This is a genomic window from Actinotignum stranguriae, from assembly GCF_051265215.1.
In the GTDB taxonomy this organism is placed as follows: Bacteria; Actinomycetota; Actinomycetes; order Actinomycetales; family Actinomycetaceae; genus Actinotignum; species Actinotignum schaalii_C.
Genome location: NZ_JBOZCJ010000022.1, coordinates 17498 through 41514, shown reverse-complemented (window position 1 = coordinate 41514; position 24017 = coordinate 17498). Strand labels below are relative to the sequence as shown.

The 24017-nt window shown below is 56.7% G+C and carries 17 protein-coding genes and 1 pseudogene; 8 read left to right on the top strand and 10 right to left on the bottom strand.

Features of this window, described 5'->3' with window-relative positions:
- Positions 1-88: 88 nt before the first annotated feature.
- From ACRQEG_RS07730 to ACRQEG_RS07720, 3 genes and pseudogenes are all read left to right on the top strand, one after another.
- Positions 89-2197, top strand: a pseudogene (locus ACRQEG_RS07730) (type III restriction-modification system endonuclease); the annotation flags it as partial.
- On the top strand, positions 2190-2738 hold the full coding sequence (locus ACRQEG_RS07725) for an SLATT domain-containing protein (protein WP_320757762.1): 549 nt from the start codon (positions 2190-2192) through the stop codon (positions 2736-2738). The pseudogene ACRQEG_RS07730 and the gene ACRQEG_RS07725, both read left to right, overlap by 8 nt.
- Positions 2738-4009, top strand: a complete 1272-nt coding sequence (locus ACRQEG_RS07720; RefSeq protein WP_320757761.1) for a nucleotide-binding domain-containing protein — start codon at positions 2738-2740, stop codon at positions 4007-4009. Before ACRQEG_RS07725 ends, ACRQEG_RS07720 begins: the two co-directional genes overlap by 1 nt.
- 567 nt (positions 4010-4576) lie before the next feature.
- On the opposite strand, the gene ACRQEG_RS07715 is transcribed toward ACRQEG_RS07720, so the two are convergent.
- The 6 genes from ACRQEG_RS07715 to ACRQEG_RS07690 all read right to left on the bottom strand — a co-directional run bounded on the left by ACRQEG_RS07715 (position 4577) and on the right by ACRQEG_RS07690 (position 12731).
- Positions 4577-5992, bottom strand: coding sequence for a GH1 family beta-glucosidase (locus ACRQEG_RS07715; RefSeq protein ID WP_320757760.1), 1416 nt, complete (start codon positions 5990-5992; stop codon positions 4577-4579).
- A gap of 4 nt (positions 5993-5996) precedes the next feature.
- Positions 5997-8300, bottom strand: a complete 2304-nt coding sequence (gene yicI, locus ACRQEG_RS07710; RefSeq protein WP_320757759.1) for an alpha-xylosidase — start codon at positions 8298-8300, stop codon at positions 5997-5999.
- A 31-nt stretch (positions 8301-8331) separates the two neighbouring features.
- Entirely contained in the window at positions 8332-9291 is a 960-nt protein-coding gene (locus tag ACRQEG_RS07705) for a carbohydrate ABC transporter permease (RefSeq protein WP_320757758.1), read from the bottom strand.
- Between the two features lies 1 nt (position 9292).
- A complete protein-coding gene (locus tag ACRQEG_RS07700; RefSeq protein ID WP_435733842.1) occupies positions 9293-10222 on the bottom strand; it encodes a carbohydrate ABC transporter permease in 930 nt (309 codons plus the stop codon).
- 82 nt (positions 10223-10304) lie between these two features.
- Positions 10305-11609 (bottom strand): ABC transporter substrate-binding protein, encoded by a 1305-nt coding sequence (locus ACRQEG_RS07695; RefSeq protein ID WP_435733841.1) that lies wholly within the window; start codon positions 11607-11609, stop codon positions 10305-10307.
- A gap of 93 nt (positions 11610-11702) precedes the next feature.
- On the bottom strand, positions 11703-12731 hold the full coding sequence (locus ACRQEG_RS07690) for a LacI family DNA-binding transcriptional regulator (protein ID WP_320757755.1): 1029 nt from the start codon (positions 12729-12731) through the stop codon (positions 11703-11705).
- A 99-nt stretch (positions 12732-12830) separates the two neighbouring features.
- On the opposite strand from ACRQEG_RS07690, the gene ACRQEG_RS07685 reads away from it, so the two are divergent.
- Positions 12831-13604, top strand: coding sequence for a hypothetical protein (locus ACRQEG_RS07685; protein ID WP_320757754.1), 774 nt, complete (start codon positions 12831-12833; stop codon positions 13602-13604).
- Positions 13605-13618: 14 nt separating this feature from the next.
- On the opposite strand, the gene ACRQEG_RS07680 is transcribed toward ACRQEG_RS07685, so the two are convergent.
- From ACRQEG_RS07680 to ACRQEG_RS07665, 4 genes are all read right to left on the bottom strand, one after another.
- Positions 13619-14902: a 3'-5' exonuclease gene (locus ACRQEG_RS07680; RefSeq protein ID WP_320757753.1), complete on the bottom strand. Its 1284-nt coding sequence runs from the start codon at positions 14900-14902 to the stop codon at positions 13619-13621.
- A 157-nt stretch (positions 14903-15059) separates the two neighbouring features.
- Positions 15060-15272, bottom strand: a complete 213-nt coding sequence (locus ACRQEG_RS07675; RefSeq protein WP_320757752.1) for a hypothetical protein — start codon at positions 15270-15272, stop codon at positions 15060-15062.
- Positions 15273-15321: 49 nt separating this feature from the next.
- Positions 15322-17040: an ATP-binding cassette domain-containing protein gene (locus ACRQEG_RS07670; RefSeq protein ID WP_320757751.1), complete on the bottom strand. Its 1719-nt coding sequence runs from the start codon at positions 17038-17040 to the stop codon at positions 15322-15324.
- A 616-nt stretch (positions 17041-17656) separates the two neighbouring features.
- A complete protein-coding gene (locus tag ACRQEG_RS07665) occupies positions 17657-18184 on the bottom strand; it encodes a hypothetical protein (RefSeq protein ID WP_435733840.1) in 528 nt (175 codons plus the stop codon).
- A gap of 19 nt (positions 18185-18203) precedes the next feature.
- Here ACRQEG_RS07665 and ACRQEG_RS07660 point away from each other — a divergent pair, with 19 nt between their 5' ends.
- The 4 genes from ACRQEG_RS07660 to ACRQEG_RS07645 all read left to right on the top strand — a co-directional run bounded on the left by ACRQEG_RS07660 (position 18204) and on the right by ACRQEG_RS07645 (position 24000).
- Positions 18204-18518, top strand: coding sequence for a hypothetical protein (locus ACRQEG_RS07660; protein ID WP_435733839.1), 315 nt, complete (start codon positions 18204-18206; stop codon positions 18516-18518).
- Positions 18519-18529: 11 nt separating this feature from the next.
- Positions 18530-21283 (top strand): HAD-IC family P-type ATPase, encoded by a 2754-nt coding sequence (locus ACRQEG_RS07655; RefSeq protein WP_016442155.1) that lies wholly within the window; start codon positions 18530-18532, stop codon positions 21281-21283.
- A gap of 273 nt (positions 21284-21556) precedes the next feature.
- Positions 21557-22633 carry a hypothetical protein gene (locus ACRQEG_RS07650; RefSeq protein WP_435733838.1) on the top strand — a complete coding sequence of 359 codons (1077 nt, stop codon included), beginning with the start codon at positions 21557-21559 and terminating at the stop codon, positions 22631-22633.
- Positions 22634-22848: 215 nt separating this feature from the next.
- The gene (locus ACRQEG_RS07645; RefSeq protein WP_320757747.1) at positions 22849-24000 is read left to right on the top strand and encodes a cation diffusion facilitator family transporter; all 1152 of its coding nucleotides are present in this window, start codon (positions 22849-22851) and stop codon (positions 23998-24000) included.
- Positions 24001-24017 lie beyond the last annotated feature (17 nt).

Below are 24017 nucleotides of genomic sequence, written 5' to 3'. Positions count from 1 at the left end.
GCTCAATAAGGCTGACTTTTCGTTGCTATGGCAGGGCAAACCCCGGATATAAGACCCACCATTTGTCTATTAGCCCGTTAAGGGTGTTGCGGTGCAGTACCCGCAAGATCCGGCTGAGAAGTCGGTGAGGTTGAAGTTGACGAGCTTGTCGGCATCTAAACCCAAGACGGCCACGTTTAGGGATGAGGATTCCAAGAAGACTTTTGAGCTGAACCTAGGCGATAGCCTAGGCAATGCTGACGGTGATTTCGCTGGTATCACGGTCGAGGGTGTTGGTAAGACTGAGAGCCCTGCGATTAAGTCCGGTGTCACACTATCGAACGGACAGATTCTCGCGCGTGGGGACACCATCACCTCTGGGGTGTATTCGGATACTTATCAGGCGTTGATGTTGCAGCGTGCTCTTGTGAATCATTTCGATGCTGAATGGGAGAATTTCAGGCGGGCCCGCAAGGTGAAGACACTGAGCCTGTTCTTCATTGATTCGATTACCTCCTACCGGGGCGAAGATGGGCGGGATGGTCACCTACGGCTGAAATTCGAGGAACTACTGGCTGAGGAGATTAAACGTCGACTTGCAGGTTTTGAATCCCCTAGCGACTCGCTATCTCGCGAATACGTCGACTACTTGCGGGCATCCTTGGCTGATATTCAAGCGACGAATGGCGGCTATTTCTCGGCTGATAATTCCTCTAGTGATGAGGCTATCCAAGCTGAAGTGGATGCGATTTTACGTGATAAAGAATCGCTGTTGTCATTCCGCAACCACGATGGAACTTGGAACACAATGCGGTTCATTTTCTCCAAGTGGACGCTACGCGAGGGGTGGGATAATCCCAACGTGTTCCAAATCGTCAAACTACGATCTTCCGGATCTGAGATCTCTAAACTTCAAGAAGTCGGTCGCGGGCTACGTCTGCCGGTTGACGAGTACGGCAACCGAATAGCTGGCGAACAGTTTTACCTGACCTACCTGATTGACTTCACCGAAGCCGATTTCGCTAATCGACTCATCAACGAGATCAACTCTGAAACTGCCACCGACACCCGCAACATTGGGAAGCTCCTGGAGAAAATTGCCGCTAAATATGGACAAACCGAAAAACAATTATTCATACTGCTTCTAACCCAGGATTTAATTGATATCGATAAGAATATTATTGAAGGGAAAGCCGAAAAACTGTTTTCGTTGTATCCCGAGTTTAATACTGGGCTAAAGCACGATAAAGTGGTTGAGAAACCGTTGCGCGTTAATATCCGCAAAGATAACTTCGCCAAGATCAAAACACTTTGGACGCTAGTGAACAAAAAGTACTACCTACGCCTTGAAGAACTCACAGATACGGAGCTACAAGAGTGTGTCGACTACGTCCTTGGACGCGAGGAGGACGTGTACTCTCAACAAGTAGGTCTAGTCAGGCAGGAACGTATTCAACGTGATGAAACAGGACAACTGGTTACACAATCTGAGGCGTTAGATACCTACAAGATTGAAGATGCACTCACCTATGGAGATTGGCTGAAAGCGGCTTATAAGCAGACTTTCTTGCCGACAGAGGCAATTCATGCTGGTCTTGTTCGCAGAAATGCCGATCAGAAACTGCCGGATGATTTCTTTACGAAGGCGACTTTAGCAAAGTTCGTATCTAAGTTCCATAATTGGATGCAAGACACCTTCGTCAACCGTTTCTCCTACACAAAGATCGAAGGCATAACTGGACCCACGGCATTGACCAACGCAGACGGTCAGCCACTGGATTCCATCGTACAAGGCAACGTCGGAGTGTTCAGAGATACGCAATCAAAGGTCCCAGATAGGTATCTTTACGACGCATTCGTCTACGACTCCGACCTTGAACAGCAGAACATCAAACGCTCCACAGTTAATGAGGTAGTTGTTTTCGGTAAGATTCCGCGCCGCTCCATCAAGGTGCCGCTCTATTTCGGTGGAACCACAAGCCCGGACTTCATGTACGTGTTGAACACCGAGGACGGTGACATGACCCTGAACTTCATCGTCGAAACCAAAGATGTCAAGGATAAGAACGAATTACGTGGAACTGAAAAACTTAAGATTACGGCCGCAAAGAAGTTCTTCGAGTCGATGCAGGAAGCAGGCGTTAAAGTCCGCTTCGAACCGCAACTGAAAAACGACGACATCGCGGTAATGCTTCAGGGTGTGATTGCACGTGAATAATCAGGAGTCGCTAACACGACAGCTTAACCTTATTAGGGATCGGCGTGAACGTATCCTGTACGCCTTTAAATCTCACGAGAAGGCAGCAGACAATGCCGAAAAAATGGAAAAGTGGCGGAAACGGTGCGCCATAATTCTTACCGCCATTAGTGTCACCACTTTTCTAACTTCACTAGTAGGTCTTCTTTTCAATGAACAAGTAGCAAGTCTCCTGGTGTCTTTTATAGCATTGTTGTCCACAATCGCTTCATTGGGTAGCGATATCTTTGATTTTAAAGAGGACTCCAAAGTGCATTCGACGGCCGGGATAAGACTCCGAGCCATTTATCAAAAGTACGAAGCTCTTATCGCAGATTTAGAGAGCGGACAAATACCATTACTGGATGCCATTGTTCTGCGAGACTCAATAGCCCAAGAAGAAGCTGAGCTGCTCCTGACACTTCCAAGAACTTCTCGAAGAGACTATAAAAACGCCGATAAGGCACTATCACGTGATGAGAAAATTTCAACCTTCCAAGATAGCCAGAACGGTGACGCGTAATGAACAGCAGAGAACTTTTCGCTCAGATCTTTGAAAATCTTAAAGTCAAGAATTACGAAGAAATAGCTCGCCGCAGAGACGAGATAACGAAAGCTCTAAATAAGGAATATAGAGGCCAGGGTGATTCTATAAAACACCAGCTTATGGTGGGATCCTACGGACGCCATACCGCTATCAATGGAATATCGGACTTGGACATGCTCTATATATTACCTTTCGATCAACGCAACAAATATAGAAGCCCAGACGGCCCCTCTAAGGCACTAGCTCGAACACGTAAAGCTATTCTGGAAAGATACCCAAAGACCGAGGTTAAAGTTAGACAACTTGTCGTTGTCGTCCAATTTGAGAATCTCAAGTTTGAAGTGCAGCCCGTCTTTGCCGACAAAGATGGGGATTTGCTATATCCGGACACAAAATCGAAGCTATGGCGTAAAACTAAGCCGAGAAAAGAAATCGAAGCAGTAAAGATCGCGGACGATGAAACTTCAGGAAACTACAGAAAACTATGCAGACTGACTAGAGCATGGAAAAATAAGCATCAGGTCAATATTAATGGGCTTCTTATAGACACATTGGCCTTCAACTTCCTGAAGCAATATGAACCTGCTGATGGCGAAGATCGCCCTGAGTGCATGCTGCGAGATTTTTTTCTTTGGCTGTCCCTCGAACCTCGTAAGTCATACTACATGGCTCTTGGCAGTAATCAAAAGGTTTACGTAAAGCAGCACTTTCAGAAAAAGGCTCAAGTCGCTCATGATCTAGCAGAAAAAGCAATAGCCGCCGGAAATGAAACCTCTTGTGTCAAGGAATGGCGGAACCTGCTAGGTAAACCAGTTCCTTTAGCAGATGATAAAGAGCGAGAAGATCAAGAGGAGCTGGTCTTCTCTGAACAGTTTATCGAAGACTTGTATCCCCAGAACATCAGGTACACACTTGATATCGACTGCACCGTGACCAATGCGGAAGGTGCACATTATTGGCTTTCGACATTCCTTCGAAGGAGCCTTCGTCTACCTCGCGAACGAAAGCTTCTTTTCGAGGTAACTTATTGCGACGTCCCTGAACCGTACGAAATTAAATGGAAAGTTCTCAATCGGGGCGAGGAAGCAAAAACTCGCAACATGATTCGCGGCCAAATCTTAGATGATGAAGGACAAAATAAAAGGGAGGAGTCCACAGATTTCAGAGGCAACCATTACGTCGAGTGCTACGCGATAAAGAACAACGAACTAGTCGCTCGCGCCCACATCACTGTTCCGATCAATTAGCCTCGCCGCATGATTGGTGCCCATCGAGGTGTAAGTGACAAGGTGGTTGGCCTGACGGGCACCGGACAGCGCCGGCTGGCGGCTCGGGCCTAGATCGGCGCTTTCAGGACTACCGGTCGGTGCCTACGTGCCTCTCGCGGCTGGTCTGAGTTGTTTTTTCGGCTCTGTGGCCTATGCCCGTGCCGGTCCTGCGTCGGCGCGGTGGTTGGCCCGCAGGTAGCAGGAACGCTCGCCGCCGACCTCCGGCGGCGAGCGTTGAGTGGTGGTATCGGTAGGGGTATTCGGGCGCCGGGCTAGATCGCCTGTTCGGTCAGGGCGTGCAATTTTGGTTGCGCTAGGCGTGCAGATTTAACTTGCGCTTGACATCACTCAGCAGGTAGCAGTGTGGTTGCACAACACGTTCACTTTAACCTTGTGCTTGGCAATAGGCTGGCTAGTCGCAGCCTGCAGCATAAGGACGTGCTGATCGCGAAAACAAGGTGTGGGGCGATTCCTGGAAAAACAAGGGATCGCCCCACACTTTCGCAGAACCGATAGCTCAGCGCCGGAAATACAGGCGCCGCTTCGTTACGCCGGGATTCCTCCTGACTGGATTAGCGTACGATACCAATGTGCGGAGGCCTTCGGGGTGCGCTCGAGGGTCGTGTAGTTAACGTGAACAATGCCGAATCTCTTGGTATATCCATAGGACCACTCGAAGTTGTCCAAGAGCGACCACACGAAGTATCCCCGCACATCTGCCCCCTGCTTTAGTGCCGCATATACTGCGGCGATGTGATCACAGAGGTAGGAAATGCGCTTCGGATCGTCAATTTGGCCCTCGATCACCTCTTCCGGGTCGGCATCGGCCATTCCGTTTTCTGTGACCATCAATGGCAGATCCGGATAGCGCTGTGATAATCCAAGCAGCAATTCCGTGAGACCGGTCGCGTCAATCGGCCAGCCCATTTCCGTTTTTTCACCCGGAAGCTCCAGGAATTCCACCCGGTCGGCGCTCACCCACGGTGACTTCCCGGAAGGATCATGCCCGTCATGCCGCTCGGGAACAGCGCCCTCCGGAGCCATCCGCACCTTAGTGGGATTGTAGTAATTAACCCCCAGTACATCCAACGGCTGGTTGATGAGCGCAAGATCGCCGTCGTGAACGAAATCCCACTGCACATCACGCGAGGTCAGCTTCACTAGCTCTGGAGGATAAGCGCCCTCCAACATGGGTCCTAGGAAAGCCTCATTCCCCAGGAGTCGGATCTGTTGAGCGGCCTCGTGTGAACTCGGGTTAGTCGGATCATCAGGGCGAACAACATGGAGATTCAGCGTCACCGAAATCTGCGCATCCGCCCCGCATTCTTCCCGAATCGCGATCGCGGCGAGCCCGTGTGCCAGGTTGAGATGATGCACAGCCTGCATCGCCTGCTGCGGATCCTGAATTCCCGGAGCGTGCACTCCCGCGGCATACCCGAGGTAGGCAGAGCACCAGGGCTCATTCAGGGTAGTCCACACCGAAACTCTGCCCGCGAATTCACGGGCGAGCACCCGCGCATACTCCTGGAAAGCGAGGGCGGTATCTCGAGATGCCCAGCCGCCTTTATCCTGGAGATACTGCGGGAGATCCCAATGGTAGAGGGTAACAACAGGTTTGATATTTCGCGCGTTGAGCGCGTCGATCATCTTCCCGTAGAAATCAAGACCAGCTTGATTTACGCCGCCCATTTCGGTGGGCATGATGCGCGGCCAGGCGATAGAAAGACGGTAGGCGCCAACTCCTAGCCAGTCGATAATACCGATATCTTCCTGCCATCGGTGGTAGTGATCGCAAGCGGTATCGCCAGTGTCACCGCTATGGATCTTTCCGGGCGTGTGAGAAAACGTATCCCAGATTGACGGCCCGCGACCACCTTCATGAACTCCTCCTTCAATTTGATAGGAGGCTGTTGCGGTCCCCCACACAAACTCCGGTGGGAACTGCACGGTTTCTTGAGACATCTCTTTAGTTCCCTTCGCTCAGCCGGATAGTTGCTGTGCTTGTGCCAGCTTCGTAGCTGAACTCTTGGCCCTGGTACCTGAGATTCCAAGCGGCCTGCGTCGTCGTTGTTACTTCAAAAACGCTGTCAACGTGAGCCACCGTGAACGTAACATCCGGTGCACCCGTTCCCGCATCGGATGCCGGAATGGTGACGGTAGATGTTTGCCCCTCGAAAAGTGAGGTGGCATCGAGAGTGACACCATCGGCCCAGTTGTAGACGGGGGTATCAGTCTTCTTGCCGAATGGAATCACGGCGCCTTCTCGAATCATGACGGGAAGGGTGCCGTATCCGTGAGTTTCCGTTACCCAGCGCGAACCGGTGAGGATGTCGCCCGAGAATAGACTGCGCCATTTTCCGGCCGGGAGATAGTAGGTGACCTTGCCGTCCGGCCGGAAAACTGGAGCGACGAGAATATCTGAACCGAGCATGAACTGGGTGTCAATTTCGCGAGTTGCGGGATCCTCGGGGAATTCGAGAACCATCGGTCGCAAAACAGGCGTTCCAGTTTCGTGGGCTTTGCGTGCAGCCTGGCCGATGTACGGCATAAGCCGCAGCTTCAGGTCAACGAAACGCCGCGTGACCTCCACAGCTTCCTCGTCGAAAACCCACGGGACGCGGACGGTGCCCGAGCCGTGCAATCGCGAGTGCGAGGATAGCAGGCCGAAAGCGAGCCAGCGCTTGAAGAGCCCCGCGTCTGGCATACCTTCGAAGCCGCCAATATCGTGGCTCCAGAAGGAGAAGCCTGACATCGCGATGGAAAGCCCACCCCTGAGAGTTTCGCCCATGGATGCATACGTTGAGTCGCAGTCGCCGCCCCAGTGAACGGGCATTGCCTGGCCTCCCACGGTTGCCGAACGCGCGAAGAGTACGGCTTCGCCCTCGCCACGTTCCTCCGTGAGAAGATCGAAAACAGTTCGGTTGTACAGGTGGGCGTAGTAGTTGTGCATGCTGACCGGATCTGCGCTGTTGTGCCATGCAATACCGCTCACAGGAATGCGTTCGCCGAAGTCTGTTTTGAAGCAATCCACTCCCATATCGAGTAATTTCTTCAACTCACCCCGGTACCATTGCACAGCCGCGGGATTCGTGAAATCGACGAGTGATAGCCCTGCCTGCCACAGGTCGGTATGCCAAATACTGCCATCGTTTCGCTTCACCAGATACCCGTTTTCCGCGCCTTCCTCCCAAAGGCGGGAACGTTGGGCAATATACGGGTTGATCCACACGCAAACCTTGAGGCCCTTGTCTTTGATTCGCTGGATAAGGCCGCGCGGATCCGGGAAAGTGACGGGATCCCAGACGAAATCGCACCAGTGGAACTCGCGCATCCAGAAGGTATCGAAGTGGAAAACCGATAGCGGGATATCGCGCTCAGCCATTCCATCGATAAAGGACATCACGGTTTCTTCGTCGTAGCTGGTGGTGAATGAGGTTGTCAGCCATAGACCGTAGGACCAGGCGGGTAGCTTGGGCGGGCGCCCGGTCAATGCGGTGTAGCGCTCTAGGATTTCTTTCGGGGTGGGGCCGGCGATGACGAGGTATTCCAGTTCGTCGCCGCTTACCGAGAATTGGATACGGGAAACTGCCTCGGATCCGATTTCGAATGACACATCGCCGGTGTTAAGGACAAGGATTCCGTAGCCGGCAGTTGAGATATAGAAGGGAACGTTTTTGTATGCCTGTTCTGAGGACGTGCCTCCGTCTTCATTCCAAATGTCCACAGATTGGCCGTTCTTCACGAAATGGCCGAAGCGTTCACCCAATCCGTAGATGCGTTCGCCGGGCTGGAGAACAAATTGCGCGAAGGAATACCGCTCTTGGTCTGGGGAAATTGCCAGGCCAACAGAGCGCGTAGTCATTTCCGTTATATCTTCGCCGTTGAGCGAGACGCGGATGCCATCCCATGTGCCTTCACGAGGAACCGTGACTGAAAGATTATCAGCGGTTACGCGGTAGCCGTCAGAGTTTTCTTCAATGGAACCCCGGTACGTGGGATCGAAAGAAAGTTCTGGTTGAATGGGAGGAACCGTGTTTTTCCTCCACCGATGCTGGCGGACTCGAATCACTCCGGGCGCAATCGGTTCGAAGGTCATATCGAAAAGACCTGTGTTAAGGGTATCCCCACGGTTAGTGATATTTTTGATGGGCGCTAAGACTTCTAGCGCCGGCCGATCATCGGTAGTGATCGGCGCAACTTGCCGAATCTGCTTTGCACGTTCGACCGTCCACCCTTTGCGGTCAAGCCAGAAACCATTAGTGAATTTCACAGTAACCTCATATCTAGTTCGAGAACTGACGTTATTTGAGCGCGCCCGCGGTAATTCCGCGTGAAAGTGTGCGCTGGAAAATCAGGAAGAAGATAAATGTTGGGATCAGTGATAGCAGTGCTCCTCCGTTGAGGGTGGGAACGTCAAGCATTCGATCCCCTTGTAGCGATGCTAGGGCAATCGGAACAGTTTGGTTTGCGTTTGAGGTCAGCATGACGAGCGGAATGAAGAACTCGTTCCACGTCCAAATGAAGAAGAAGGTCATGAGCACCCCGAGCGTAGGCCGTACATTCGGGAACACCACTCGCCACAAAATGGTCCAGCGGGAGGCCCCATCGAGCTGCGCCGCTTCCAGGAGTGCAGGTGGGAAGGTACCGAGGACCGAGGCGAGGAGGTACGTGCCGAATGCTGATTGGATAATCGTGAAGATAATGACGATGCTCCACAAATTGTCATTCAGGCCGACCTTCTGCGCCATCGAGAAGAGCGGGTAAATAAGAACTTCCTGCGGAAGCATATTGGCGAGTAAGAAGAGGCCAACAATGACCGCGCTCCCCTTGACCCGCCCAATACCAATCGCGAAGGCATTGAAAAGCGAAATGATCACAGCAAAGAGAGCTACCAGGCCCGACGTCCACAACGAATTCCAGACCTTCTCCGGGAACTCAACGCGATCCCAGAAAGCGGCGATACCGTCGGTATACAACTCAGTGGGAAGTGTAAGCGGACCACCAGAGGAATAATCAGTTGGCGACTTGAACGCATTAATGATCATCAACAGGAATGGCGCGATCATGAGCAAGCCGAATAGGATCGCGAACGCCAGCACGATCCAGCGTTTGATACCGCGATGATGGCGGTCTCGGTTCTTCACCCGAACGAGGCGCGGTTTACTTGACGTGGCCACCGCGGCTAACGGAACTGAAGTAGTCGACGTGGTCGGAACGGTCGGAGTTTCCGGTTCTTCCAAGCTGTTTGGTTCAATAGACATGTCACACCCCCAGCATGTCTTTTTTCGCAGCGCGGTTTTGGAAGTACTGAATGACCACGGCGACGATGATAATAATGATGGTTAGAACAGTTGCGATTGCCGCCCCATAACCAACTTTCGATTTGTCGAAAAAGTTGAGGTAGGAATAGTACGAGGGCACAAGGGTCGAACCTTCGGGGCCACCGCGGGTAAGCACGTAAATCGGCGCAAATACTTTGAGCGATGCCACCGTGCACGTGAGGACGATGACGAAGGTTTCCGGCTTAATCTGTGGAATGGTTATGGCCTTGAACCGCTGCATCCACCCTGCGCCATCGAGCTCCGCCGCTTCGTAAAGTTCGGGATCAACGCGTTGCAGCGCTGACATAAAGATAACCGTGGGGTAGCCAATCTGGATCCAGATCAGAACCAACATTACGGACGGCAGTGCTGTGCTGGTTGACCCCAACCAGTTAGGGGGCGAGGAAACTCCTATCGCACTCAGAATCTGATTGAGGGCTCCCGTTTCGGCATTGAGGATCCAGTTCCAAACGATTCCAGCAATGGAAACCGGAAGGAGCTGCGGCAAATAATAAGTTGCCCGCAAAAATGATGCGATTTTGCTATTGAAACTTCTCCCGACGAAATCGAAGAGAATCGATGCAAGCAGCAGCCCTATCAGAGTAGGGATGATGACCATTGCAATGATCATCGCGACTGAGTTCTTGAAAGACATCCAAAAATCGGCGTCCTGCATGAGAGAAACGTAGTTATCAAACCCAACCCACCGTTTTTTCGATGCGCCGCCTTTCCACTTCGTCATCGAGTAGTACAGATTTGAGAAGAAGGGGATGAGGATGATGATCGTAAAGCCGATTCCCCCCGGAATCAGGTAGAGCCAAAAACCGCGTCGGGATCTCTTTTTCATGTGATGCTTGTGTGTGGTACTCATGGCAAGCGCACTCCTCTAGGGTGATCTGCGATCAGCTGTGGTGGCGGACGGGACCGCCACCACAGCTTTTCGCAACGTCACATCATTCGAGCAGGTCCGCGCGTCCCTCCTCGTATGCCGTTTGCAGGTCCTGCATCGCCTGCTCTGGAGTCTTCGAGCCGCTCATGAGCGACTGCATATTGGAAACGAGCTGATCGTAGAATCCTGCGACGGGCCAATCCGGGTAGAAGGCAAGCTTGTTATCCTTCGCCAGGTTCTGGAAATTATCGGTCAGCGTCTTTGTGGCGTCGTCAGTAATATTGTCGGTTCCACCCACCACAGGGAGTCCGCCTTGTTCACCGAAAATCGCCTGAACTTCATCGGAGAGCGTGATATCGATGAACTCGTAGGCAAGCTCCTTGTTCTTTGCGTTTTCGGGGACAACCCAGAGGTTTCCTGAAGAACCAGGAGCAAAGTTACCGGGGAAGACAAATTGCCCCCACGGATCCTTCATTTCATCGGCAAGCCGGCCGAACCACCACGAACCGGAAAACATCATCGGATAATTCCCAGAGATAAATCCGGTCCCCATATCCTCGGCTGTGAGGCCAGAAGCAACACTATTGATATATCCCTTGTTCACCCAATCCTGAAGAACCTTAGCGCCTTCAACGGCAGGACCAGACGTCCACTGCACTGGGTTATCGAAGAATTGGTAATCGCGTACGAATTTGCTGTCAGCCTTGGAAAGCGCGAGAGTATACCACAATTGCCCCATGGGGTACTCCGACCCAGCCTCTGCCAGCGGAGTGATTCCCTTCGCGACGAATGCGTCCATGACAGCGACGAGCTCATCCATAGTCTTCGGAACCTGGAGCCCAGCCTCATCGAAGAGCTTCTTGTTGTAGTACATAAAGACAAATTCGCCGTAGTTGGGGATTCCGTACCAGCTACCGCTTCCCATGAGACCGTTGTCATCGTATTTAGCTGTTTGGGCAATCGATTCTGGGAGCTTCTTATCCCACCCGCGTTCCTTCGCAACATCGGTGAGATCCGTGAGCAAGCCCTGGGACGCAAGCTGACCCGCTGTAGCGTTGCCCTTGTTGTATTCCATAACGTCAGGGACTTGGTCACCAGTCAGCACGATTTTCGCATTCTTCTGAATCTGCTCGAAGGTTTGCGCTTCACGTTTGACCGTGACGTCAGGGTGGCGTTCCTGGAATATTTCGACGGCGCGGTCCCACGCCTTACCCATTGCCGAATTATCGGCCTCATAATCCCAAATAACGAGAGTCTTACCGGACTCGGAATTACTCTTACCGCTATCGGACCCACCTCCGGAACACGCAGTTCCTAGAAGTGCGATTGTGGTTGCTACTGCAACCGCCGTCATTTTTTTCGATAACATCTTCTCTCCTCATTGAGTGACGATTGTTGTCTTTTTGAAGTTGGTGGCGGGACAGCTGTAGATTCCGGGCCGTTTTCTACCGCTTATCCCTTCTTATTGGTGGTGTACCGTGGGATAACCTCCGTTCAGTTGGAAGACTGATCCGCGCGAAATATAGCGCGGGGTGTACAGATGGACCTCGGGGCCGGTACCTTGTCCAATTCGTTCGATAAGAAGCTCTACAGCGTTCCGCCCCGACCTCTCAGGTTCAAGTGGAACTGCGTCAAGCGGCGGATTCAGGGATGACGTGTCATAAGAAGACGCGAGTGTGAGAATCGAGAGCGGATCACCAGTTCCCTGCTGTTTCTCAACACTGAGTTCATCGAGAAAATCCCGGACTCGAACAGCTGAACAGTCGAGGAGCACGCCAGTGCAACCAGGGAGTGTATTTCGGATTTCCGCAACCATATTCTCGGTATCCGAAGATACGAAAACTGTTTCTATACCCAGTTCGGCGGTATAGCGCTCGAACTCGGCACGGGTGCGAAGAACGAAATTCTTACCAATGTCATAAAGCATCTGGGTATGGCCAACGAAGGCGATAGAACGATGCCCGGCAGCTACTAACTGGTCTACAGCAAGCCGTGTGGCGGCTTCGAAATCCAAGTCGACACATGCTAGCGATTCGTAGTTATCGGGCAAGCCTAAAAACACGCTTGGTATATCCGCCGTTCTTAGCAATTCAGCCCGTTCGTCATTGGCTTGAACGTCCATGACAACAACACCGTCAACGAGGCCCGTTTTCACCACGCGCTCGATATCTTGCACGGCAGCTTCGCCATTCTCGGTAAGAAGGACAACGTCATAGCCTTTACGGCGTGCGGCGGTCACAATTGCCAAAACGAAGGTCATGAAAGCAATAGGTTCCGTAGCCTCGTGCATCGGTGCAGAGAGAGCAATAATGTCGGTTTTCGTTGAGGCCAACATTTTCGCCCCGGCTTGGGGATGGAACTCAAGTTCCTCAATTGCTTTTTGCACACGCTGGCGGGTCGCCTCAGAAACAGGGCGCTTCCCTGAAAGCGCATAGGAAACCGTTGAGATTGATACTCCGGCCTGCCGGGCAACGTCTTTGATCGTGGCCATTGGGATGAAACCGCCTCCTCATCGAAACGTTTCGATGATTTAATTATAACAGGCGCCAAAATTACCCGTCAATGGCCTGTTGCAGTGGTAGGGTGAAGCATGGCATGGAAGAATGTGGCCCGCAGCGTGGCGGGGATATGTGCGGTGTGTTTGCTGGGGGCGTGCACGAGTAGCAGCCAGACCCCCGCGGCGGGATCGCGGAGCGAGACCGGCGCGGCGTCGTCGGCCTTGAAGGAAAAGGCGGGTAGCGAAGCGGACTCTGCGAGCCCGAGCTCCTCGGCAGCAGAACAGAATGCCGGCAGCGAAGATACCAGCGAGGCGATTGCCCGCGAGGCGCTGAAGTTCGTGGACGAACTCACCTCCGCGGAAATGGGAATTATCCACTGGGACAACGAAAAAGGGAACCCGAAAGCCAGCTATTATGCGGGCGAACGGCGCATTGCGGTGACCTACTCGGGCGACGCGACAAGTGACTATACCGTGCGCACGCGGGTGCCGGACGATGCTGACGGCGGCCCCGTTCTAAAAAGCGATATGCGTTTCCTGATTGAGCATGCCGATTTTGGACCGGCGGACCAGAGAGGCGTCTCTAACGGGAGCGTGCGCGAGGGAACCGCGGTGCCGGCAGCCGATACTCGTCTCCTCGAGGGGTGCTCGGATGGCGACGGGTGGATGATCACGCGGGGTTGGGTCGCATACAACCGAAACACCGATGTGATTGAGGATTTCGACTTCACTGTGAAGAAGCCGGGCGCCACTATTGCGGTGCGCCAGTCGGATGGGTCAACGCGGGAGGAGACTCCGTCCTGCACCGTGGTGTGGGACTTTACCGCGGCGAACGGGCGGGTGATTGACAAGCCGATGCCGAATTAGAATACGCACAGGGGCTAGAGCTTGTCACTAACGATACGCTGTAGTGCAGCAACGATAAGGGCGCACGCCTCCGCATCGGAATCAGCACGGTGGTGCTTTAGCCGATATCTCGGAGCACACGCGTCTGCGACGGTTGGGAGCTTGTAATTATCGAGCCCTGGTAGCAATTGTTTTGAAAGCCGGTAAGTGCAGTAAAACTGAGACGGTTTCGAATTTGTCTCAAAGAAGTCATCCAACTCATGCCATACTCGAGCGTCGAAAGAAGCATTGTGCGCATAGACCGGGGACGAACCAACGAAGTCTTGTATATCAACAACAATGTCAGGCCACATAGGAGCGTTTTTCACATGCCGAGCCCGAATGCCATGCAGGTAAGAGAATTGAAAAAGATCATAGCCAGGCGGTGGCTTAAGTAATGTCGAATAACGGTCGATAACTTCCCCTCCCCGCATCCGGATCAACGCAATCTGACATGCAGACTCACCACCAAGATCGTTCGCAGTTTCAAAATCCACAGTGACAAAATCATCGATTAGGAGATCTGTAACGTCCGGAATATACGAGCTCCTCCTCCGCGATGGCTTTCGTGATTTGTTGGGCTTCACAGCAGATTGCCCCGAAGATATTCCGCAAGAGGACCCACCGGTCTCTTTGCGAGCCTTTGATAGCTCCACAAGCCGCTTCCACTCAGCGTGGAATGGAGCAGGATCGCGCCCATCCTGCTTTGCCCAGAGCTCCTGAGCTTTCGCTAAACGCTTGCGCAGGTCAATTCTGTAATCTTCCCTCGGGGCAGGAATATTCCGTTTGAACCAGCCCTGAATCATGTGGGCTTCGTCCGCGTACTCCTTCATCTTGTGCTGGATTTTAGCCACCTCAATCACGTAATATTCCATCGCTACAGCGTGATTTTTTTCAGCAGCTGCTGCCATAGAATTCATGCAGCCCACGGCAATATTGAGCGCAGTTTCCAGGTCGCCCTCCCGCTTGAGATGCGCGATTTCTTCGCCCCAATCGCAAATATTACGACCGTCGTACGTAGGCATGAACCATTCGCTGGATTTCTGCACATCTGGGAGATCACTCGATGCTTTCAAGTTTTGACTCGCAAGCGTGGTCTGCCCACTGAGAGCATCGGTTCTTAGAGAAGGAGAATCAGCACGGGTAACTCTGGGGATGTCATTCTCAGGCACAACTTCGCGATAGTGTTTTTCCAGGGCCTGTTGAGCGGGGTGCTTTCCCTCATTCGATATTTCGGGAGAATAATTCCAAATTTCCCGAATACGACTCAGTAGCCCCATAATAATTCCCTTCCAGCCTGATCCTTTGCGACATCCCTAAACTATCAAAACATCGTTCTGCAGCTCCGTGACTACTCACTACCAGCCACCGGGGCACTAAGCAGCGGTGTGGCGGGCGAGCGATGGAATTGGTACTACTGGTTAGGGAGGGCGCGGTTTAGACCAGAGTGTCGAGGAAATTGAGGGCGTCGTGGAGGTCATCGAAAACGGCGCCGTCTTCCGGAAGTTCGCCGGCCATGATCTTCTCCGCGTGTTCAATTACTTGCTCGGTGAGTTCATTCGGTACGTATGACTCGAGTGGAGTGCTTGGAGGTGCCTGGCCGCTGGTGTGCGTATCTGCCTGAGGAAACATCGAATCTGGAAACGCCATTGAGACCACCCCTTTCGCGCGGTTGGGCTTGCGGTGTGCAAGATTGAGATTACCGGGTGCGGGCGGGGAGGTGAAGCCCCTTCGATTCCGGAACGGTAAGGCGCGAGTCCGGTAGGTGGAGGCGCGGGCCGGGCCAGTGGGTGATGAGCCAGCGGTCGTGCGTGGCGAGGATGATCGTGCCTGGCCAGCGGGCCAGGGACTCCTCGAGGGCGTGCATGGCAGCCAGGTCAAGGTAATTGGTGGGTTCGTCGATGACAAGGACAGCAGGCTGCGCCGCGAGCGCGAGGGCAAGCTGGGCGCGGCGCTGATTACCGGCCGAAAGATCAGGTATCGGGGTTGCCCACATGGATGGGTGCAGGATGCCGGTACCGCGCTCCCCGATGCCGGAGTTCCAGACCTCGGGAGTGAAGCCGGGATCTCCGCAGCGCGGGAGGCGTTGCGGGACGAAAGCTAGCGGGCCCGCGCAGGAGAGAGTGCCGGAAGGCTGTGCGGTTGCGTGCTGCGCGAAGGTAGCGGGCTGCGGGGTGCCGGTGGCGATCCAGGTGAGGAGCGTGGATTTGCCGCTGCCATTAGCGCCGGTGACCAGGAGGTGCTCGCCGTGGGAAATATCGAAGGTAACCGGGGCGAGACGGCCGGGAACCGCCGCCGCACGAGCGGACACCGCGAGGCCGGCAGATTGGCGGGCCGAGGGTGATTGCGGCCGAGTCACACCGGCATACTCCGGGAAAGTGAAGGTGTAACTGCGGGGTTTGCGTACTTCCCGGGTGGCGAGGGCCTCGAGTTTGCGGTCGTCGTGGCGGGTGCGGCGGGTGGCCGTGCTCTGGGCGCGATCCGCGAAGAACTTCTTCGCCTTACCCTCCGCGCTCGCCAAACGCACCCCGCCCCGGGCGATACCACCGGATGCATGGCGATGTGCGCGCAGCTGCGTCTTTTCTTCTTGTTGGGCCAGGTAGAGCGCCCGGTAGCGCTCCTCAGCATCACGCTTGGATTCAAGATAATCCGTGTAGGTACCGCGGCATTCCCACACCCCGCACACCTCACCACCGCCTTCGGCGCGGGCCAACTGTGCCCACACACTCATATCCATATCCACAATGAGAGTGGCGACATCCTCAATAAAAGCACGGTCATGGCTGGCCATGAGCACCGGGCCCGGCCAGGAACGCAGCGCACGGCTGAGGTACGCGCTCGCCTCCGCATCCAGATGATTGGTGGGCTCATCCAAAATAAGAACCTGCGGGCGGGCCACCAACGTGACAGCCAAGTTCAGCCGCGCGCGTTGGCCCGGGGAGAGCGTGGCCAGCTCCCGCGAGCGCCCGCTCCCGGTCAACATATCCAGGCCCAAACCGGCCACAGCGTCGTCGACCCTATCCTCAAGCGACCACAGGTCCAGGCGGGTGATCTCGGATAATAGCCGATCATATTCGGCCGCGAACGCGCTGCCCTCCCCCAGGCGTGCGCTGAGCGTTTCGAAGCGGGCGAGTAGTTCCCGCGCGGGCGCGAAGGTGCTTTCGAGGAAGTGAGCGACGGTCGCGGCGGCGGCGTTCGACACGGGGTTCCACGGGATGGCGCTGGCGCCGGTGCGGGTGACGGTGCCGCGTTCGGGACTGAGGCGACCTGCGGCGATGCGCAGCAGGGTGGTTTTGCCGCAGCCGTTTGGGCCGATGAGGACGGCGCGGTCGGTGGCGGCGAGGCGCAGGGTGATGCGGTCGAGGAGCGGGCGGGCGGTGTAGGAAAATGAAATATTGTCAAGAATGAGGGCAGGCATAGTGATCTCCTTGGACGCGGCGGGTGGTGCGGGGTGCGGCGTCTCAGCTGGGCTGAGTGGAGATCACAGTGTCATCGGAACGATAGCCTCCTTTGGCGTGGGTTGTAGTCCCGGTTACATAAGTAAATGTAGCGACGGCACGGGTAGTGGGTCAATGGCCATCGAATGGCGCGTGAATGCGCGCGAACGGCTCGCCACACACTAACTAACGAAATGCGCGCAGACTGACAGTGCGGCCGCCAGACTCATAGTTAGACTCATAATTTCGCAGTCTGAATTACAGTTAGCAGCCAAAATCGCCCTCAGACATTAAAAATCGAGGGAACACTATTAAACGTCTAAGAGTGTGATTCGCAGTGTGACCTGTGACAACCGGGCGGACAGGGCGTAAAAACCACGACGTATACCCTCTGCGAGTCGTTCACTCATATGTAGAGGCCGTTCGGTTGTAGTAAAGCTGGGAACTCCGGCCGCCCCAGGAGTCACACGGGTCCCAGCAGAGACCCTATGTGTTGTCACAGCTGTACTGCGATTGCGTTACGCGCGCAGTACAGCCGGGAAAACATATACCGCTTCCTCTCCGCATCGGCCGCAGCATTTTCAACGACGACGCGTCCTAGCTCGCCGGCGGCTTGTCCAGCACCGTGCCGTTGACAGAGCGGAAGTCCCATACCGAACGACATTGCGACTTTTCTTCCCCGGCGCTGGCATCCCGAAGCGTGCCTTGCGGGTTGAAATCGGGGGTTTCCACCATGTAATCCACGTACTCGATCACTCCGGTACGTCGGTTGTAACCCACACTTCCCGCTTTAATAAACCAGTCGCCATCTTGCGCGCAGGTATCCATCAGCTGGGTGCCCAGCGAAGGAAGCTTCGTTCCCTCGCGCAAAATCCCAGAAACAACCCCGCGCTCATTTTCAGCACCGTAATCGGCGCTGCGAATCAGCAGACGCATATCATCCTTCGATAGCGGCGCCAGGCTCGCCTTATTGGGAGGCTGCCCGTTGATGGTGTAGTCCAGCACCTTATCCCCGTCATACCGCTGCGCCAGCTCATTTACACTGAATCGCGAGGCCCAATCATCCAGCCCTGAACGATTATTGGTGCGCAGCACCCGGACCTCGAACTCCGTGATGTTATCCACCGCGCGCAGGGCTTCCGCCGTGATCGCATCCCCCGGTGCGGGCTCCGCGCCGGGCGAGCCTGCTACCTCGGGTACACTCGCCGCAGAAGACGAAGGCGCCGCACTGCTTAATGAACTTGCCGCGCTAGGTGCCGGAGCTGAGCTTGCTGAACCGGCCGCCGGTGCCGGGGTGCTGGGTGCCGGTGGCGGCGTCGTCGTACTACTACAGGAAGCGAGGGCCGCGACCGCGCAGATTCCCGCGGCGCTGCGGAAAAGATTTTTTCGTGCCATACCTCATGCTACCGCCGCACAGTCCTCAAGAAACATTCACCCGGCGTCCAGCTTCCTTGCCTAGAATCGTTTTTTATGAACGACGCCGCATCCGCGCCCGCCGCGGGAACCGCATCCGCGCAGCCGGACCACGAATCCCTCGCCCTAACCGACCCCACCACCGGGAACGAGCACGTACCCGCAAGCGACCCGGCCCGCGGGCTGAGCGCCGCGCAGGCCGCCCAGCTCGCCGCGGAAGGCAAAGCGAATACCCTGCCCGACCGCTCGGGGCGCTCGGCCGCGCAGATTGTGCGCGATAACGTTTTCACCCGCATTAATTTCATGCTAGGGGTGCTGTTCATTGCCGTGATCCTCACCGGTTCGTGGATCAATAGCGCTTTCGGCCTGCTCATTATCGCGAACTCGATTATCGGCATTATTCAGGAACTGCGCGCCAAGCACACCCTCGATTCCCTGGCCGTCATCGGCGAAGCCCATCCGCGGGTGCGCCGCGAGGGCGAAGTGCGTGAAATCGCGCGCGAAGAGGTGGTGCTGGGCGATATTATCGTGGTCGCCGCCGGCGAGCAGATCGTGGTGGACGGCGTCGTCACCGAAGCCGATTACCTCGAAGTGGACGAATCACTCCTCACCGGCGAATCCGATTCCATCCACAAGGAACCCGGCGCCGCGATGATGTCCGGCTCTTTCGTGTCCTCCGGCTCGGGCAGCTACCGCGCCACCCGCGTGGGCGCCGATGCCTACGCCGCCAAAATCACCTCTGCCGCCTCGAAATTCTCGCTCGTCGATTCCCAGCTGCAAAACGGCATCGACCGCATCCTCAAAGCCATCACCTGGGTGCTGGTGCCCGTGGGACTGCTGACGATCTGGGGGCAGATCCGCGTGGTGGGCCTGGATTGGGCTGCCATCGGCGCACACTGGCGCGATATCGTGCTGTCCGTGACCGGCGCGCTGGTGCCGATGATCCCCGAAGGCCTGGTGCTCATCACCTCGACCGCTTTCGCGCTGGGTGTGATCAGGCTCGGCCGCCTGAACGTGCTGGTCAACGAGCTGCCCGCCATCGAAGGCCTCGCGCGCGTGGATACCGTCGCCGTGGATAAAACCGGCACCCTCACCGAAAACACCCTGTGGTTCGCGGGGCTCGAGTTGGTGCCCGGTGCGGCTTCGAGCAGCGGCTCTGCTTCCGGAGGCGCGAGTTCTTGCAGCGGTTCCGGTTCCGGCACCGTGTGCGAACAGCACGACGCCGCCGCTCCCGCCGCGCGCGCTCAGGCCACCGCGCGGGAAGCCCTGGCCCAGCTGGGCGCGGCCGACCCGGCCCCGAACTCCTCCATGGAGGCCATCCAGGAAGCCCTCGGCGCGCCGGCCCAGCCGTGGGAGGTGGCCGAACGTCAGCCTTTCACCTCGGCGAAGAAATGGTCCGGGGTGAGTTTCGCCAATGGCCAGCACTGGATTATGGGCGCCCCGGATGTGCTCCTTGATCTGGCGGGTCCCGCCGGTCAGGCGGGCGCCGTCGTTCCCCATAGCAACGCGGCAGCAACGAACGCCACCGCTCCCGCGACTCCCGCGACCGCCATCAACGCAGCCCGCGAGCGCGCCGCCGCCATTGCCGCCACCGGCCAGCGCGTGCTGCTCCTGGCCCGCAGCGATACGCCGGTCACGGCCGCGAACGCGCCCGGCAACCTTGAGCCGCTTGCCTTCATTTTGCTCGACCAAAAAATCCGCCCGGACGCCTCCGATACCCTGCGTTATTTCGATTCCCAGGGTGTGGCGGTCAAAGTTATCTCCGGTGATAATGCCGCGGCGGTCGGGGCGGTGACCACGCAGCTCGGCGTCAATGTGGGCACTCCCGTGGACGCGCGCACCATCCCGGAGGCGAGCTTCGCGGAAACGATTAATGAAAATGCCGTGTTCGGGCGGGTGACCCCGGATCAGAAGCGCGCTATGGTGGCGGCGCTGCGCGGGGCGGGACACACTGTCGCGATGACGGGCGATGGCGTCAATGACGTGCTTGCCCTCAAGGATGCCGACCTGGGCATCGGCATGGGCTCCGGCACCTCCGCGACCCGCTCGGTCGCGAAAATTGTGCTCCTCGACGATAAATTCGCCTCCCTTCCGCACGTGGTGGGCGAGGGCCGGCGCGTGGTGGGAAATATCGAACGCGTGGCGCGGCTTTTCCTCACCAAAACGGTGTATTCGGCGGTGCTCGCCATCGCGGTGCTGCTGTTCGCGCTGCCCTACCCCTTCGTGCCGATTCACGTGACGATCACCGGCTGGTTCACCATCGGCATCCCGGCCTTCCTCCTCTCCCTGCCGCCAAATAACGACGCCGCCCGCCCCGGTTTCGTGCAGCGCGTCATGCGTTTCGGTTTCCCGGCGGGCCTGATTGTCGGGGTTGCGACTTTTATTACTTACGTGATGTTGTACGACGGCGCAGCTAGCTCGGCATATGCGACTCAGGTGTCCACCGCGACTCTTCTAACGATGATTATTGCCTCCTCGTGGGTGCTCGTTGTGGTGGCCCGGCCCTATGTCTGGTGGAAGATTCTGCTGATTTTGCTGCCGCTGCTCGGGTACGGGGTGATTTTCCTCTGGCCGTTCACGCAGCGCATCTTCATGCTGGATTCCTCCAATACCGGGGCGATGGCCCTGGGTACGCTGGTGGGGCTGATCGGGGCGGCGCTGATTGAGGCACTGTGGTGGTTCTTGGGGCTGCGCTTCGGGGAGCCGGCTCGGCTGTGGCAAAGCGCGGAGCAGCGGGCCGCGCAGCGCACCCAGGCTGAGCTGCGCAAGAAGGCCACCGCGGAACGGCGCGCAGCGGACACGGCAAAATAGCGCGGGCGCGGGCGCGGGCGCGAAGTAGCGGGTGTTTCTCTGCTGGCCGAAAGGTGCTGAGCTTGGCAAACACGAAACTTGCTTGCCGCTCCCGGCTGCGCTCTGATTGAATGATTGTGGCTTGGCCCGTGTAGCCGAGCGCTCCGGTGTGTCCGGTAGCGTGCGGAAAGCGGCCAGGTACCTGTCATATCGGGGGCGTTTTCGCCGGTTACCGTGCGTTGTTTATCGCGCGGGGTTACCGCGCACCGCTCCCGCGCATCGTTAGGATTTATCGTGAGCGAAGAAGACGCAACCCGGTCGCCGCAGGGCGGCGAACCCACCCGAGCTTTCCCTCCGCACGGCTCCGAGAACACCACCCCCTCCTCTCCTTCGGCCGATTATCCCACCCAGGCTTACGCCGCTAACCCCGGTACCTACCCCGGGCCGGGCCCCTACGGCACCGCGCAGGGCAACCAGCCCGGCCTCTACGGTGCCGGGCAAGGAAACCAGCACGGCAGCGCCGGATATCCGGGTGCCCAGGCAGGGCCCGGCAGCCAGTACCCCGGCCAGGCCGGCTACCCGCAGCAAGGCAATTATCCGGGTCAGGCCCCGCAATATGGCTCCGGCCAGGCTGGACAGTACGGCGGCCCGGGTTACCCCGGCGTGCAATACGGTCCTGGCCAGGGCGGGCAATACGGTGCTCCCGGTTACCCGAGCGGTCCGGGTAATCAGTATCCCGGTGGCGGCCCGAACGGTCCGAACGGTCCGCGCGGTGCTTACCCGGCCGGCTACGGCCAGCAGCCCCAGCAGCCCAAGCAAAGCAAAACCGGGCTTTTTGTTGGAATTGGCGTCGGTATAGTTGCGCTGATCGCGCTGGTTGTTGGCCTCATTTTCTTCCTCAACCGGGATAAGGCCAGCGATGATGCGCAGCCCGATCCCAGTTCGGTGCCTTCGATCAGCGCACCCGCCACGCCGGACGGCACCGCCGCACCGGAAACCAACAAGGCTCCCATCTTGGATTCACCCACCATGCCCGCCCCCGCGCCGTCCGGCAACTCTGGCGACTCAGCGGGCAAGGACGGGCTGACCTACACCTATCCTCCGGAGAAAATCGGGGCCCTCTTCGATACCTTCCTTAAGGACCCAACCTTCACCGAGGCCTTCGGTAAACCCGAACGCGATGACGCCGGAGCCTGCATTGGCAATGCCGCGCAGGGCAAGCTATCCGACCAGTTCATTGATGTCCTCGAGCGTGCCAGCAAGGGTGATATCACAGCCGGCAACGAAATTGAGGACCCTAAGTTCATGAACGACCTCCTCAACTTCATCCTCATCATGGACTCCTGCGGAGTGAATATCACGATGCAATAGGATCCTTCGCCGGCATACGTCAGTTCACTGTAATTCACCCGGGCACCGATTCCCTTCGTGGAATGAGTGCCCGGGTGCTTTATCTCCGGGCACACCTCGCTGCGTATTATGCACGTGGCCGCATAGGCGTCGTCGTACATGCTCCGCATCACAGGCCGCACCCTGCCGCAAACTCGACCGGGCAGGTACACTCAGAGCCCCAAGGAGGTTATGTTATGCATAATAATAATTATTATCATTGCGAGCACGGCGACCACGCCGGCGGGCAATGCACCTGCGCCCAGCGCAGTTCCAGCACCTCCTCTGCATCGGCGTCAGAGGAGAGCACCCTATCTGAGGAGGATGGGGAATCATTTAACGAGGCCGGCGACGACGACGGCCACCTTTGCCGTCTGGCTCGCACCCCCGCTGCGGTAGCTCCCGCGGCCGGCCACGAGCATGCCAGCGGGCACGACCACGGGCCCGGGCATGTGCACGGCGCCGGGGCGCAACGCGGGCGCATCGCCTGGGCGCTCGGTATTACGTTCTCCATCCTCATAGCCGAGGTGATCGGAGCATTCTGGCTCGGCTCGCTGGCCCTCCTTGTGGACGCCGGCCATATGCTCACCGATAGCGCCGGTCTGGTCATGGCGCTGGTGGCCGCTCACCTCACCACCAAACCCGCCACCAACCGCCGCACCTGGGGATATGCCCGAGCAGAGATTATTTCCGCGTGTTTACAGGCGACGCTGCTCCTCGGGGTGGGTATTTTCGTCATTATCGAAGCGATCAAACGCCTCACCGACCCACCGGAGATGCCTGCCGCGCCCCTGCTGATTTTTGGCATTATCGGCCTGCTCGGCAATATCGCTTCCATGCTGATTCTGTTCACCGGGCGCGGTGCCAGTCTCAATATGAAGGCCGCCTTCCTGGAGGTCTGCAATGACGCGCTCGGTTCGGTCGCGGTGATCGTGGCTGCGGCGTCGATCTACTTCACCGGCTGGGGCGGCGCGGATGCGATTGCCGCGATCCTCATCGGGATTCTTATTATTCCGCGGGCGCTGCGGATTCTGTCCACCGCGCTCAACGTGCTGATGGAGGCGACGCCGCAAGGCCTCGACCTGGACGACGTGCGCCGGCACATGGAAAATCTGCCGCACGTGATTCGGGTGCACGATATGCATGCGACGACGGTCGCCACCGGGCTACCAGTGCTGAGCGCTCACGTGGTAGTTGAGGATGAGTGCTTCTTTGACGGGCACGCCCCGCGGATCCTTGACCAGCTCCAGCAGTGCGTTGCGGAGCATTTCCCGGTCAAGGTGGAGCATTCCACTTTCCAGCTTGAGCCGGCCGAGCACAGCAAATGTGAGTATGTGCCGCACGGGTAGAGAGTGGCACCGCGCCG

Coding starts and splice junctions, on each gene's coding strand:
- ACRQEG_RS07715 (WP_320757760.1), bottom strand. CDS start 5,992: ATGTCTCAAGAAACCGTGCAGTTCCCACCGGAGTTTGTGTGGGGGACC.
- ACRQEG_RS07655 (WP_016442155.1), top strand. CDS start 18,530: ATGAACGACGCCGCATCCGCGCCCGCCGCGGGAACCGCATCCGCGCAG.
- ACRQEG_RS07705 (WP_320757758.1), bottom strand. CDS start 9,291: ATGTCTATTGAACCAAACAGCTTGGAAGAACCGGAAACTCCGACCGTT.
- ACRQEG_RS07680 (WP_320757753.1), bottom strand. CDS start 14,902: ATGGGGCTACTGAGTCGTATTCGGGAAATTTGGAATTATTCTCCCGAA.
- ACRQEG_RS07675 (WP_320757752.1), bottom strand. CDS start 15,272: ATGGCGTTTCCAGATTCGATGTTTCCTCAGGCAGATACGCACACCAGC.
- ACRQEG_RS07695 (WP_435733841.1), bottom strand. CDS start 11,609: ATGTTATCGAAAAAAATGACGGCGGTTGCAGTAGCAACCACAATCGCA.
- ACRQEG_RS07670 (WP_320757751.1), bottom strand. CDS start 17,040: ATGCCTGCCCTCATTCTTGACAATATTTCATTTTCCTACACCGCCCGC.
- ACRQEG_RS07720 (WP_320757761.1), top strand. CDS start 2,738: ATGAACAGCAGAGAACTTTTCGCTCAGATCTTTGAAAATCTTAAAGTC.
- ACRQEG_RS07690 (WP_320757755.1), bottom strand. CDS start 12,731: ATGGCCACGATCAAAGACGTTGCCCGGCAGGCCGGAGTATCAATCTCA.
- ACRQEG_RS07645 (WP_320757747.1), top strand. CDS start 22,849: ATGCATAATAATAATTATTATCATTGCGAGCACGGCGACCACGCCGGC.
- ACRQEG_RS07685 (WP_320757754.1), top strand. CDS start 12,831: ATGGCATGGAAGAATGTGGCCCGCAGCGTGGCGGGGATATGTGCGGTG.
- ACRQEG_RS07700 (WP_435733842.1), bottom strand. CDS start 10,222: ATGAGTACCACACACAAGCATCACATGAAAAAGAGATCCCGACGCGGT.